Source organism: Vallitalea okinawensis (genome assembly GCF_002964605.1).
Taxonomy (GTDB): Bacteria; Bacillota; Clostridia; order Lachnospirales; family PQDH01; genus Vallitalea_A; species Vallitalea_A okinawensis.
Map to the genome: position 1 here is coordinate 267,465 of NZ_PQDH01000007.1, position 14,615 is coordinate 282,079.

Below are 14,615 nucleotides of genomic sequence, written 5' to 3' on the forward strand. Positions count from 1 at the left end.
TTGTTTATGCTACTCTTTTATTTAATTATTCTTTTCAAATTGATTGCCCTATACTCTTGTGGGGATATCCCCTCCCCTTATATAAATATCTTTTGAAATACTGCTTCTATAAAGAAATTTATTATAGCCATTTATCATAAGGGCATTTATTTTTTTTCATAATACCTCGTAACTCTACATAACATCCGCATCCACTACACATACCGTCTACTAACTTATCGCATTCTTGGCAGATATCCAACCGTTCCTTATAGGTTACATTACCTACCTTTAAATCTTCATCTATACTATTTATATATATACTTAAGCTTTCGAAGTACTCTGCATCGACCTCTTTAAGTAAGCATCTTTTACAGATCCTGTTTGGATATTCCACCATTTAATCACCTCAACAGTCATGAATGAAACTTAAAGTATTGTAGCTTGTCTTTATAATTTATTATATTTCTAAAGATTATTCATATCATTATTGCCCATAATAAGCATTTGATCCATGTTTTCTTAAGAAATGCTTATCTAATAAAACTGATTGCATGGTTTCTTTATTCTTATGAGCTGTTAATTGAAGCGTTAAATGATTCATATGGGCAATTTCTTCAAGCACTGTTGCATGATAAACAGCTTCTTTTGCATCTTTTCCCCAGGTGAAAGGACCATGCTCTTTCACAAGAACTGCCGGTACCTCCATGGCCTTTTCTGCGTCGAAAGTTTCAACTATTACTTTCCCTGTTTCCTTTTCATATTCACCAGCTATTTCTTTCGGTGTCATATGTCTTGTACATGGAATTTCTCCATAGAAATAGTCTCCATGTGTTGTACCAAAAGGCTTAATACCTACTCCTGCTTGTGCAAATACTGTTGCATATCGAGAGTGGGTATGAACGACTCCACCAACTTCAGGGAAGGCTTTGTAAATCTCTAAATGAGTAGCAGTATCTGATGAAGGTTTATAGTCTCCTTCAATCTTATTACCTTCAAGGTCCACTACAACCATCATATCAGCTGTCATCCCGTCATACTCTACTCCACTAGGCTTAATAACTACATAGCCCGTTTCACGATCAATGCCGCTTACATTTCCCCATGTATAGAGTACAAGACATTGTTTAACAAGTTCTAAATTAGCTTCTAATACTTCTTGCTTTAGTTGCTCTAGCATCTAGAGTTCCCCCTAAACATTAAAATATATTGTAATTATATATGGATTGATTATTGTACCTCTTCTTTTATTTTCTTTAAGGTTTTCATAACATTGTTTTCACCACGACCAAAGTAGTCATGTAATTTAGCATACTCTGCAAAAAGTTGGTCGTATACTTTGACGTTCTCTTCTACTGGGCTAAATACTTCATCTTTTAAATGAGCCATATGCTCAGCAGCTTCAACGATTGTATCATAACCACCTGGCTCTGAACCTGCTACTACTGCACCGAACATGGCTGAACCTAATGCAGGTGTTTGCTTAGATGCAGAAATCTTAATATACATATTGGTTACATCAGCATAGATTTGCATAAGCATTTTGTTTTTCTCTGGTAGTCCACCACAGGCATATAGCTCATTAACTGGTACACCATTTTCTCTAAATGTTTCAATAATCATACGTTGTCCAAAGGCTGTTGCTTCAATTAAAGCTCTATAGAGTTCTTCTGGTTTTGTTTGTAAGTTCATACCAAGGAACATACCTGTAAGATTAGTATCAACTAAACAAGAACGGTTACCATTCCACCAATCTAATGCAAGGATTCCATTTTCACCTGGTTTAAGCTTGCTTGCCTTTTCTTCTAAGAGTACATGAATGTTGATGCCTCTTTCTTTTGCTTCATTCTCATACGATTCTGGAATACAATTGGTTACAAACCATTCGTAGATATCTCCTACCGCAGATTGTCCCGCTTCATAAGCATAGAATCCTGGTACTGCACCATCTTCAACAACACCACACATACCTGGTACTATTTTCTCTTCATTACCAAGAAGGATATTACATACAGATGTCCCCATGATCATAAGTAGTTTACCTGCATTTGTTACCTTAACAGCTGGTGCTGCTACATGAGCATCTACATTTCCAACAGAGATAGCGATACCCGGTTTAAGTCCCATGACTTTTGCCATCTCTTCAGTTAACTCCCCTGCTTTGCTACCAATAGACAGGATTGGAGCATTGAACTTCTCTTCCACTAAATTCTCCATACGAGGATCTAATGCCTTGAAGAAGTCCTTACTTGGGAATCCTTTTTGCTTGTGCCAAATTGCCTTATAGCCTGCTGTACAACTGTTACGAACATCTTTGCCTGTCATTTGCATGGTAATCCAATCCGCTGCTTCCATAAAGGTATGCGCTTCATCATAGATTTCAGGAGCTTCATCAAGGATTTGCCAGATCTTTGGAATCATCCATTCTGAAGATATCTTACCACCGTAACGTGCTAAAAACTCTTCGCCACGCTCACCAGCTCTAGCATTTAGTTGGTCTGCTTCATTTTGAGCAGCATGGTGTTTCCATAGTTTACACCAAGCATGTGGATTATTTTTATGCTCATCGTATTGGCAAAGTACTTTACCTTCTTTTGATACTGGCATCATGGTACATGCTGTGAAGTCAACACCAATGCCAATAATATCATCTACACTTACACCTGATTCTTTTACTGCCTCAGGTACAGCAGTTTGAAGAACATAGACATAATCATCTGGGTTTTCTAATGCCCAGTCATGGTCTAGTTTGATATCTGTACGTGGTAATTTCTCATCAATAACACAATCAGGGTAAGGGGTTACAGCCTCCCCTAATGTTTGACCTGTAGTAATATCTACAACAATAGCTCTTCCTGATTGTGTACCATAGTCAATACCAATTGTATATTTCTTATCCATCATGAACCCTCCAAGAGATAATTTCACTCCATACATATACGTATGTTTTTATCTATATATTAATTCTTGTCCGTACAAGTATTGTAACATCAATTTTTAGGCTTGTAAAGTTAAAAACTTTCCTACATTAAAATAACGAGCTCTCCATAAAGAGAACTCGTTATTTTTACTATTACTTAATATTCTTAGCTGATTCACGATAAATGATATCTGTCTTCAATACTTCTTGTTTTATTAATTTTTTATTTTGTAGCATTTCTAGTATTGATTTAGCAGCCTCTTTTCCTATTTTCCCTTTAGGATGAGCTACGGTAGTTAAATTAGCCATTCTAGCCATTCTAGAATTATCAAAACTTACCACCGACAGATCTTCTGGTACTTCTATGCCTTTTTCATTCAGTCGATCAATTGCTTTAATGGCTATCTGATCATTATAGCAAACTAAACCCGTCATTCCCTCTACACGTTGAAAAAAGTTATCTTTATAATATTGACTACTTAAAAAATTCTTTTGGTCTTCAGTTGTATACCATAGTATTGAACCTTCTTGAATTGGGATATCTAATTCACGATGTGCTTTCAAAAATCCTTGATAACGCAGATGCCCTTGCATATCATCGCTTTTAAAAATACCTCCTATTCTCGTATGCCCTAGTTCAATTAAATGCTTCGTTACTTCATATCCACCACTTACATCATCTTCTACTATGTAGGAAGATGATAAGTTGGAGTAATACCCATGGATGAATAGGATTGGTACTCCTTTTTTCCTTAGCTCATCATAGAGTTCAATATTAGGATTAGGAAGTGCACTTTTAGTAGGCTCAACAATTAAAGCACTTATATCGTTATCAAGCATATTCAGAATACACTGGCGTTCTTTCTCTATTTGATTATTGGTATTACCCAAGATAATACTGTACCCTTCATCAGCAAGTACTTTATCTATTCCCTCAATTATTTCTGGAAATATGTAGTCTTTGATATATGTCGTAATAACGCCAACAAGTTGCTTAGGTCTTTGGGATACTCCATTTCCTTTAGTAAAACGATCGGATACAAACGTGCCTTTCCCTTGGGCTGTATATAGCCATCCTTCAACAACGAGATCACCAATAGCTTTACGTACCGTATGTCGACTAACATTAAACTTCTTTGTGAGTTCATATTCTGATGGCATACGATCATGCTCTTTCAATTGTCCACTTCTTATATATTCCTTTATATATTCTGTTACTTGAATATATTTAGGTTGATTAGATACATTCATGTTACACCTCATTATTCTAATAGAGTCAACCTCAAATAATCAATTTCCTGAACTTGTATGTCTTATTTTAGCATAGCATATAAACTTGTGCGTGTAAATATTATGCGCCACTAAATCAATGATACTATTCTTAACATGCTTTTCACTATTATGTGCTAGATCTACGACTCTTTTATCAAAGAGTATAAGTCAATAGATCTACTTTCTATACATAACTCCGTTAAAAACCTGTTGCTATTCACTACGAGTTAAGATATAATGTAAATAAATTTGTATGTACAAGTTAATTATAATTTTATACATGTACTAATATTATTGTAATTATAACTTCATTAGGAGGTAATCAATATGAATAAAAGCTTTTGGTTTATAACCGGTAGCCAACATTTATACGGTGAAGAGATATTACGACAAGTAGCTAATCACTCTCAAGCCATCGTTGAAGGCTTCAATAACGCTGAACAAATAACATATCCTATTATCTTCAAGCCTACAGTAAAGACACCTGAAGAGATTAGGCAAGTATTGATGGAAGCCAACATGGATGATAGCTGTGCGGGTGTCATCACATGGATGCACACTTTCTCACCAGCCAAGATGTGGATTGCAGGGTTATCCATTTTAAATAAACCTTTACTTCATCTTCATACACAATTCAATCAGGATATTCCTTGGGATGAGATTGATATGGATTTCATGAATTTGAACCAATCTGCCCATGGTGATCGCGAATATGGTTTTATAGGTGCTCGCATGGAGATCCCCCGCAAAGTTATAGCAGGTTATTGGGAAGATATTCAGGTAAGAGAACGTATTGGGCAATGGATGCATGTTGCCAATGCATATGTAGCAAGCCGTAACTTGAAAGTAGCACGCTTTGGAGATAACATGCGCCAAGTTGCTGTGACAGAAGGGGATAAAGTTGAAGCACAGATAAAATTTGGTTGGGAAGTTCACGGTTATGGTGTTGGTGATTTAGCAGCTATTGTTAACCAAGTTACTGATGCTCAAGTCGATGAACTTATGAAAGAATACTATGAATTATATACTTTCCCTGAAGACGCTAGTGAACAGTTTATAGCTTCGGTCAGAGAGCAAGCTCGTATTGAGATTGGATTAGAAAAATTCTTAGTTGATGGCGGTTTCGGCGCATTTACAACAACCTTTGAAGATCTACATGGTTTTAAACAATTGCCTGGCTTAGCAGTACAACGTCTAATGGAGAAAGGCTTTGGTTTTGGTGGTGAAGGTGATTGGAAAACCTCTGCCCTTACACGCATGATGAAAATCATGGCTAATAATAAAGGCACTTCATTCATGGAGGACTATACTTATCACCTTAACCCAAGTAACCCAGCCATCCTTGGTGCACATATGTTAGAGGTTTGTCCTACCATTGCTAGCAAAAAACCTACAATGGATGTAAAGCCTTTAGGTATAGGTGGTAAAGAAGATCCTGCCCGCTTAATCTTTAACAGTAGAACGGGCTTGGCAGTATGTGCTTCACTAGTTGATTTAGGGCATCGTTTCAGATTAATTATTAGTCAAGTCAATGCAGTGGATGTACCACAGAACATGCCTAATCTTCCTGTTGCTAATGTAATGTGGCAACCTGAACCAAGCTTAGAAACAGCGGCTGAAGCATGGATTTACGCTGGTGGTGCTCATCATACTGTATTCTCATATAACGTAACAATAGAACAGCTCACTGACTGGGCAGAAATGTGTGGCATTGAATGTGTTGTTATTGACAGTGAAACTAGAATTGCAACATTTAGAAATGAACTGCGATGGAATGATATCTATTGGAAACTGAATAAGTAACGTCAAGTTAAGCCAGCCCAAAGGGGCTGGCTTACTCATATATGTTCAATGATTGATTAATCAATGACACGAACTGCACGAACCATGTTAAATACTTTTTGCTCATCACCTTGAGGAGCATTTTCATGTGATGCAGGATAATCGTCACGATCTCCTGTTTTTGGATCACTTCTCTGACATCCTGCCCCATGAACATCCATAGCATTACCATTCATTGCTCCCATTCCTCTACCAAAAGCTAGATATACAGCATTGCCTCCAAATATCTTCCCATCTAGATGAGTTGTACTGGACCAATAAAAACCGTAATCCTCTTGACCTGAGTAATTTGCAACTGGTGTACAATAGAACATATCACTAATGGCTGCTGAATCTGTTGTATCAGGTGACTTATTGTAGTCAACTAAGCTTTGTAGTTCTTTGGCATCAGGTAATTTCCAGTCGTCATAACCTGCAAACTCTAGGTCTTCACACCATTCTAATGCATCATCCCAATCCATTGTACCGTCACTATTATCACCTGCATTGTAATAACCACTATCATAAGTCATCCACATAAGTCCTGTAGCTAAATCTGTAATGGTACCATCGCCGTTATTAACAAATTGGTTTTGACCATAACCTGTATTCCCTCTTACATAGTAGACATAGAATTCTTTAGTAATTGGATAGCCTTTAATACGACCATCTGCAAAATTAAAGCCGAATACTGTTGTGTTGTCTGACATCGTTGGTGAGTCGTAAATCGTACTTGTTGCCATTTGTGAGTCAATAAATCGTTCTTCACCAGCTGCATCACCGTATTCAAACTCAAAATAATCTGTATCTATATACGGTATTGATGTATCAGAAGATTTGCCTGTAACACCAGTAAATTGAACTAAAGAATAAAGCTCTTTAATAGTTGGTAATCGCCAATCGTCATAGCCCGCTAATTGAAAGTCTTCTAGATTATTAACAGCTTCTTCCCAAGTTATTTTTTCACCTGGGTCTTGCTGCCACATAAGCCCGGTGACATTATCCGTAACAGTACCATCACCATTATCAGTATAACTGGACTGATTACTTTGATAAGTCGCATCTTGACCATAGTAATCTTCACCCTTATCCGGCTCACTGATTGTTAAAGTGTTACTATAGTATGTTGTTTGACCTGTATCAACAATTGGATAGCCTCCAACTTTTGAGGTATAACCCACTTCAGCTAATAATTCAGCTTCTATTTCATTTGCCTCTTCTACACTTAGCATGTTACCTGAGTTAGTTTTCTCTCCCACACCGTTTTGTTGCATGCCTTGATTACCTGATTGCATGCCTGATCCTTGTTGCATTCCTTGATTTTCCGATTGCATACCTGGTCCTTGTTGCATTCCCTGATTACCTGATTGCATACCTGGTCCTTGTTGCATTCCCTGATTACCTGATTGCATACCTGGTCCTTGCTGCATTCCCTGATTACCTGATTGCATACCTGATCCTTGAGGAGGAACTAGAACTTCACGAAGTGAGTTGGCTTGGTCTTCTGTAATTATTCCAGCCTCAACTGCTCCAGTTAATAAATCTAGTCTTTGACCAGAAAGCCCAACTTGCCCATCAAGTTGTGGTCTATTTTCTTCCAAGTATTGCATCAGCTCCTCTGCTTCACTTTCTGATAATAAACCATTATTCACAAATTCATTTAGTACTACTTCTAGTCCTTTACCGCTATCTGATCTTTGTCTTTCCAATTGAGTGCTTCCTAATGGTCCATGAAAATCAGGTATGCTCCTAGCTCCAACGATAGAGCTTCCTAATATTAATGTAGAAATAATAGAAATCACTAACATAACTTTTATTTTTCTTAATTTCATAATATTGATCTCCCTTCAATAAATACTTGATATGATATCCTTAATTAAATAATAAAATATAAATGTGAGGATGTTGTGTTGAATCCTCATAGAAAATAAAAATGAAGCATACTCGTCCTAATGACCTCTACGCTTCAATCTTATTTCCTTTATTGAATTTATAGTAATCTTTATCTATTTCTTTTAATATAACTACTTGGCGTTATCCCATGATATTTTTTAAAACATTTAGAGAAGTAGCGGGAATCGCCATATCCACAATTTGCTGAAAGAATTTCTACATTATGTTGCCCTTTTTCAATGATCTCCTTAGCTTTAATCATTCGAGTTGTAATAATATACTCCCCTAGACTATCACCTGTTTTTGTCTTAAATAATTTACATATGTAATGATAGTTAAAGTTGAAGTGACTTACAACTTTATTAATATTACAATCCTGTTCATGATAATGCTCTAGTATATAGGATTTTATTTCATTAACTAATAAATCAGATTCACTAACTTCTCTTACAATTATAGCCTCCATTAAATCCTTAAAAAAACTATTCATCCATTCTATCAACTCGTCTAAGGTAAAAAAAGTAGCAATCTGTTCTCTCAACTGTTTACGATTCTGCCATTTCATAACCTTCGTACTTTGACACTCCATTGCATACTCATAGGCAAGGCTAAAGAGTTGTTGAACTACCGATTCAATAACACTTATTGAATACAAGTTATCTTTAATTTCTTGAAAGATATTTTTAATTATGTTCTTTAAATATTCCTCATCTTTTTTACGTAAACATAAGGTTAAAAGATGTCTCTCTTTGTCACTTATCCCTTTATGCTGGTAAGGATTATTGATAACCACATCTTTGCAGCATATAGGTTTATGGGTATCTAAAACAAGTCTATTAGCTAAGATATGTTGATTTTTTTTACTTATATCTCTTAAACATTGCACATCTTTAAAAATAGAACTTAAACATACGATCATACGACTCATGTACTTATTGTTGATTAAATTACTTAGCTCTATCAGTTTCTCCATAATGCTTTCATTGCTGACTTCTTTTATATCTTCAGAGCTTATAAAAAGGCTACACTCTTCATAACTAGCTACCCAACATACTCCTTCTAATTCTATTTCATCAATTATTGTGTAGATAACATCTTTTAATATATTAATATTCATTTCTATTGTATCTGCATCAGGTCTTTGATTGTTCATAAGCATCTGAAAGGTAATCAAACGTTTAAAACTTTTTGCTTGAATTTGTTTATTTATCTCACTATTTCCCGTGAATTCCACTAAATAATGTGTATCTCCTGAGAGCTGGGCAAGTATTTCTTCTCGTTTTTTACGTTTCCCAGGTAATATTTTGTTTCGTAACTTAATCAGCTCATCTCTTAATTCTTCTTGTGGAACAGGTTTTAAGATGTAATTGGATACCCCTAATTGTAGAGCTTGTCTAACATAATCAAATTCACTATAACCCGTCAACATGACGCAATGGGTTAAACTCTTACTAACCCTTAACTCTCTGATCAGTGTCAATCCATCCATTATAGGCATGTTAATATCAATGAGGGCAACATCAGGTTCTTTATCTAATATTAAATCTAATCCTTCTTTTCCATTATCGGCTTCGCCACAGAGTTGATAACCAAGTTCTTCCCATGGAGTAGTAACCCGTAATGCTTTTCTTGTATAGTATTCATCATCAATCAAAACAACTTTTAGCATTTGTCATCCTCCCCCACTGGCTCATAAGGTAAACGAATTGTAATCTTGGTAAAATAACCTTGTTTACTGGAAATTTGTATGCCATAAGCATCGCCATGAATCATCTGTATTCTTTGATGAATACTTCTAAGTCCAAAACTTCCCTCTACTTCTTTGCTGGCAATACTCTTATTTAGTAGCTCAATTGTTTCTGGTGAAATACCTATTCCTGTATCAATGACATGGATAAGAATGACTTTCCCTTCAACACAAGCTCTAATATGAATTGTACTTCTGCTTCCCTTAGGCTTTAACCCATGGTATATAGCATTTTCAACAATAGGTTGTAGTGTTAATTTTGGTATTTCCTGCTTTTCAATTCTGGCAGGTATATGGATTTTGAAATCAAGAATTTTGACATAGCGATAACGCTGTATCGTTAAGTAACTCTCCACAATCTTTTTTTCCTCTATAATAGGTATTAAATCCTGTCCTTGACTTAATGAAAGTCTGTAGAAACTAGCTAGACTCTGGGCAGCTCCTAGTGCCTCTTCTTTCATATCTAATTGAACCAAAGAATGAATCGTTCCTAGTGTATTGTACAGAAAATGAGGTTTAATCTGCGCTTGCATTAACAGAAACTCATAATTTCTAATGGCTTCTTGTTTATTCACTATATCATTAAATAACTTATCATTACGATCCATCAAATTATTAAAGGTGGTATTAAGAAGATACATTTCACCTTTCACTAGCTCATCGGCACGCTGATCTCTCTGTCCATTTTTTATATACTTCATAACTTTAACCAATTTTGTAATAGGCTTTGAAATATTATGTGACATATATCTAGATATAATAAAAGCAATTAAAGTATAAATTACACTGAAATACAATAAGAAAGCTCTAAACCTCTGATAGGAAGTTAATAAGGTGTCCATAGATACTTGACTGAGGAGATACCAATCTGAATTGGGTATTTTCTCAATGGCTAGATAATAGGATTGATTCTTTGTCTGAATAACAGCTTCTTCATTGGCTTGGAACTTATGAAAAGTTAGTTTTTCGATACCAATAACGTCAACTATGCTTTTGCCAATGATTTGATTATCGGTTGCAGATATAATTTCTTCATTTGACCCAATAATGTAGAACTTGCTGTTTTCATCATCAAAATTACTAGAGAATATATTCGAAAAGGTGTCTTCATCTATATACATAAAGACGGCTCCTAAATATTTTGCATTATACAGATGATAAACAGGTTTTTTTACTATGAAAAGGGATTTTGATGTACCTGCCATATCCATCATATGGTGGGGTGCATACCACTGAAGCTGTTGACTATTTTGTGAAGTTACTAAAGTAAAGGTATCCTTATTAAGCATACTCTCCACTTGTGAGTTTAAGAAAGGACTAATGTGTATAATGGAACCACTTTCTGTTTTAAAATCACAACTGATAATGTTTTCTGAAATACCAATGATTTCATTAATAGCTCTACCAAGGGTACGTTGTGTCGTATATAAAGAACGTTGCTCCTCTGGTAACTCTAGTGTAGATAGCAAAGCATCCTGAACACGTTTATCAATGGAAATATTAATAATAGAATCATTAATACTCCTCGTTAATAACTCCATACTGTTTGTAATAAGATTTGTTTCTTTCATAATAGATGCTTTTGCCTGTTCTATGGTAATCCTTTTAAATGCATAACCTCCAGCTAAACTAAAAATCACCATGGAACATAGCATAATAATGATATTGAAGAAAAAGATTTTAGTGGCTAGAGGTAGTTCTTTTATTTTATAGATCATTTTCATCAGCATCCCACCATTTTCATCATCTCATGTACTAATTATAGTATAATCGATTATGAAGGCTATAGAAACAATTATTTGATAGCTGAACCTGCAGTCAGCGCTTCTTCAATACTCTGACTTCCCAAGAGATAGATGATGATTGCAGGTATACTCGTTATGACTAATGCGGCACAAAGCATTCCCCACTCTGTTCCCCTTGATGTACTGAAATACCCTATGGCTACAGCAATAGGCCGCATTTTAACATCATCAATTGTTATGAATGCCATAAAGTATTCATTCCAAGTATAGAGCATAAAGACTATGATCACCACTGTACTTACTGCTGACTTAACCATAGGTAATATGATGCGTATAAAAGCACCAACTATACCGCAACCATCCATATACGCTGCTTCCTCAAGCTCTCTAGGTAAGCTGCGCATAAAGGCATAAAGAATTAAAATGCTCATTGGTAAAGCACTAGCTGTATAAACCAATATCGTACCTATGTAGGTGTTTTTTATACCCAAGTCACCTAATAAAACATACAGTGATAAGATAATAATGGACATGGGAACGACTAAACCTAACTGTATATAACGATAAATAATTTCACGTCCTCTGAAATCCATTCTTGATGTAGCATAAGCAAACAAAGAAGCCGTAACAACTGTCAATAAAATAGTTCCTATGGTATAGATACCACTATTCGTAAAATAACGAAAAAAATCAAAAGCGCCTATGGCATTACTATAATTAGCCAAACTCCAAACTTGTGGTAGTCCAATAGGATTTGCTATAACCTCTCTTGCTGTTTTGAAAGAGTTAATGATCATCCACAAAATAGGGTACAGGGCTGACAGAGCAAATAATACTAATAGTATATTAATCAATCCATCTAAAAGACTGGTTTTCTTATTCATCGACTCACTCCTAACACATTTCTATTTTTTCTCTTGCCACTAACTTGTTCACCAGTAATACCATAATAAAGGTTTCAATAGCAAATAGGACGGCTATGGAGCCTGCTTGCCCAAAATCCATTAATCTAAACGCCTTATAATACATCTGATAAATTAGCGATCTTGTTAGATCTCCTGGACCTCCATTAGTTAAGAGTTGGATCTGTGTAAAAATCTGCATGGTACCGGTTATGGAAATGATGAGAACAAACTTGATGACTTCCTGTGTTAAAGGTATAGATATTTTAATAGAGCGTTGAATAAAGTTTGCTCCTGCAACCTTAGCAGCTTCGTAATATGAATCAGGAATAGAGCGTAATGCAGCATAGAAATAAAGCATGTTAAAACCTATATATTGCCATAAGACAACAGCACCGATAATCCAAATAGCATAAGTCTCATGCTGTAGCCAAGGAATAATTAATTCTTCTAAATCAACTTTCATGAGTAAGGCATCTAAAATCCCCCAATCTGGTTGAAAGACCATTTTCCACATTAATGCTATAACCGCTATGTTGAGTACCGCCGGCATGAATACCGCTATTTTGAAATACTTTCGAAAACGAGGACCTCTTTCATTAATTAATAACGCAAGGATATATGAAAAAGGACCACAGATGAATAATTGTACTGCTAACATTTTCAATGTATTCAAGTTAGCATGCCAGAAAACAGGGTCTTTTAGAGTACTCATATAATTACCAAATAATAGAAATTCACCAAACTCAAAACCATTAAAAACAAAACCACTTTGGATAACCGTTGTTATCAAAGGATAAATAATAAATGATGTAAATATAATAAGTGCAGGTAGAATAAATAATATGATTACTAATCGCTCGTGCTTTCTTCTCATGTTTACTGAAGCCCCCTCTAAATAAGAGAGCCGGTAGTTTAACCGGCTCTATGCATTATAATGATTATTAGTATATAGCCTCCATGGACTTACCAAATTCTTCAGCAGTAATCTGACCAAAAATTAACTTTTCTAAATTTGTAACATATTCAGCCTGTTGAGCTTGTTGCATAAAGTTAGTTGGGAAATTTGGTATAACATTCGTGTTCTCGTCACGTATTTTTTCATAGAAATATTGATTAACATCAGCTGCACCTGCTGGTAGCTGATCAAATCCTTTAAGCGCTGTTGCGTTACCTGCCTCATTAGCCCAGTACTCTGCATCTTGCATCACCAAAAACTGTGCTACATCTAACGCTAGGTCAGGATCTTCAGTATACTTAGCGATCATAAAACCACCAGCTGTTGCAGATCCCCATGCATTTAATGTATAGTTACCGAAAATCTCTGGTAGAGAAGCATAACCAATTTCAAAATTAGCTACTGATATAGCTGGATATACCCAGATAGGATGATAAATCATTGCCGCATCCCCATCGATAAATAACTGTTCATGCACTTGTTGCTCAATGGATGTAACATTCTCTGGAAATGCTCCCATCTCATAAAGAGAACTTAATCGTTCTGCCGCCTTTACTACCTCTTCACTAGTAAAGCCAATCTCTTTAGATTGAAGTTTTCGCATAGCATTTGGATCATCGACAGTCATTAAATCTGCAAACATAAAATTTTGCAAAGCCCATGACGTAGCAGATATTGGTAAATAACCTTTCTCTTTCAGTTTCTTAACTAATTCAATGAACCCTTCATAACTGTCTGGCAATTCTAGGTTTTCTTTTGCAAAGATTTCTTTATTATAAAAAATTGGACCTGCAAAGAATGAATCTGTTCCACTACTTAAGCAATAAATCTCCCCGTCAGGGGCAGGAATTAATGCAGCCTTGTTGGTGAACTCATCTAAAAACCCATTGTTTTTTATGCGCTCTGTTAATGGTAAAGCATTTCCTGATTGATAAACAATATCCGCTCCCCAAAAGATATCAGGTAACGTACCTGATGCATTGTAGACAGTTAATTTGCTATCATAATTACTAGCACTACCTGGCAACTCAAACTCAGCTTCTACGTTTGGGAATGCTTCTCCAATATTCTTAGAATAATAATTCTGATAAATGGCCTGACGATTACTATCTTCTGATAAAACCATGATCTTTAGCTTTTGCTTTTCTTTTTGTTTTGGTGTTGCACTTTCTTCTTGCTTTTCCCCCATTTGATCACTCGTTGCGTTATTATCCTCTTTACTTGAACAGCCCGCTAGTAAAGAAACAAGCAAAATTCCTAGTAAGAGATACGTTATGATTTTTTTCATTAAATCCCTCCTATGCAAAATTAGTATGGATTAATTATAACGAATCATGTTCTAAATAAACAGTTAATTTTTAGCTGTATTTGTGTAACA

Annotated in this window: 11 protein-coding genes; 1 reads left to right on the forward strand and 10 read right to left on the reverse strand. The window is 35.5% G+C overall.

What is annotated here, in order from left to right:
* Positions 1-121 precede the first annotated feature (121 nt).
* The 4 genes from C1Y58_RS18625 to C1Y58_RS18640 form a co-directional block, all read right to left on the reverse strand.
* Entirely contained in the window at positions 122-376 is a 255-nt protein-coding gene (locus tag C1Y58_RS18625; protein WP_242985431.1) for a DUF6171 family protein, read from the reverse strand.
* A 90-nt stretch (positions 377-466) separates the two neighbouring features.
* Positions 467-1,159 carry an L-ribulose-5-phosphate 4-epimerase gene (locus C1Y58_RS18630; RefSeq protein WP_105617746.1) on the reverse strand — a complete coding sequence of 231 codons (693 nt, stop codon included), beginning with the start codon at positions 1,157-1,159 and terminating at the stop codon, positions 467-469.
* A 50-nt stretch (positions 1,160-1,209) separates the two neighbouring features.
* Positions 1,210-2,880 (reverse strand): ribulokinase, encoded by a 1,671-nt coding sequence (locus C1Y58_RS18635; protein ID WP_207655780.1) that lies wholly within the window; start codon positions 2,878-2,880, stop codon positions 1,210-1,212.
* A 172-nt stretch (positions 2,881-3,052) separates the two neighbouring features.
* Complete coding sequence (locus tag C1Y58_RS18640) at positions 3,053-4,150, reverse strand: GntR family transcriptional regulator (RefSeq protein WP_170311632.1); 1,098 nt, start codon at positions 4,148-4,150, stop codon at positions 3,053-3,055.
* Between the two features lie 348 nt (positions 4,151-4,498).
* Here C1Y58_RS18640 and araA point away from each other — a divergent pair, with 348 nt between their 5' ends.
* Positions 4,499-5,974: an L-arabinose isomerase gene (gene araA / locus C1Y58_RS18645; protein ID WP_105617751.1), complete on the forward strand. Its 1,476-nt coding sequence runs from the start codon at positions 4,499-4,501 to the stop codon at positions 5,972-5,974.
* 56 nt (positions 5,975-6,030) lie between these two features.
* Here the strand turns inward: araA and C1Y58_RS18650 are convergent, their stop codons facing one another.
* From C1Y58_RS18650 to C1Y58_RS18675, 6 genes are all read right to left on the reverse strand, one after another.
* Positions 6,031-7,824: an Lcl C-terminal domain-containing protein gene (locus tag C1Y58_RS18650; protein ID WP_207655781.1), complete on the reverse strand. Its 1,794-nt coding sequence runs from the start codon at positions 7,822-7,824 to the stop codon at positions 6,031-6,033.
* A 170-nt stretch (positions 7,825-7,994) separates the two neighbouring features.
* A complete protein-coding gene (locus C1Y58_RS18655) occupies positions 7,995-9,554 on the reverse strand; it encodes a response regulator transcription factor (protein WP_105617752.1) in 1,560 nt (519 codons plus the stop codon).
* Positions 9,548-11,356, reverse strand: a complete 1,809-nt coding sequence (locus C1Y58_RS18660) for a sensor histidine kinase (protein ID WP_170311633.1) — start codon at positions 11,354-11,356, stop codon at positions 9,548-9,550. Before C1Y58_RS18660 ends, C1Y58_RS18655 begins: the two co-directional genes overlap by 7 nt.
* Before the next feature lie 71 nt (positions 11,357-11,427).
* Entirely contained in the window at positions 11,428-12,261 is an 834-nt protein-coding gene (locus C1Y58_RS18665; protein ID WP_105617755.1) for a carbohydrate ABC transporter permease, read from the reverse strand.
* 10 nt (positions 12,262-12,271) lie between these two features.
* Positions 12,272-13,156, reverse strand: coding sequence for a carbohydrate ABC transporter permease (locus tag C1Y58_RS18670; RefSeq protein ID WP_105617757.1), 885 nt, complete (start codon positions 13,154-13,156; stop codon positions 12,272-12,274).
* Positions 13,157-13,223: 67 nt separating this feature from the next.
* Positions 13,224-14,525, reverse strand: a complete 1,302-nt coding sequence (locus C1Y58_RS18675; RefSeq protein ID WP_105617759.1) for an ABC transporter substrate-binding protein — start codon at positions 14,523-14,525, stop codon at positions 13,224-13,226.
* Positions 14,526-14,615: the final 90 nt, after the last annotated feature.

Coding starts and splice junctions, on each gene's coding strand:
- C1Y58_RS18630 (WP_105617746.1), bottom strand. CDS start 1,159: ATGCTAGAGCAACTAAAGCAAGAAGTATTAGAAGCTAATTTAGAACTT.
- C1Y58_RS18635 (WP_207655780.1), bottom strand. CDS start 2,880: ATGGATAAGAAATATACAATTGGTATTGACTATGGTACACAATCAGGA.
- C1Y58_RS18640 (WP_170311632.1), bottom strand. CDS start 4,150: ATGAATGTATCTAATCAACCTAAATATATTCAAGTAACAGAATATATA.
- araA (WP_105617751.1), top strand. CDS start 4,499: ATGAATAAAAGCTTTTGGTTTATAACCGGTAGCCAACATTTATACGGT.
- C1Y58_RS18650 (WP_207655781.1), bottom strand. CDS start 7,824: ATGAAATTAAGAAAAATAAAAGTTATGTTAGTGATTTCTATTATTTCT.
- C1Y58_RS18655 (WP_105617752.1), bottom strand. CDS start 9,554: ATGCTAAAAGTTGTTTTGATTGATGATGAATACTATACAAGAAAAGCA.
- C1Y58_RS18660 (WP_170311633.1), bottom strand. CDS start 11,356: ATGAAAATGATCTATAAAATAAAAGAACTACCTCTAGCCACTAAAATC.
- C1Y58_RS18665 (WP_105617755.1), bottom strand. CDS start 12,261: ATGAATAAGAAAACCAGTCTTTTAGATGGATTGATTAATATACTATTA.
- C1Y58_RS18670 (WP_105617757.1), bottom strand. CDS start 13,156: ATGAGAAGAAAGCACGAGCGATTAGTAATCATATTATTTATTCTACCT.
- C1Y58_RS18675 (WP_105617759.1), bottom strand. CDS start 14,525: ATGAAAAAAATCATAACGTATCTCTTACTAGGAATTTTGCTTGTTTCT.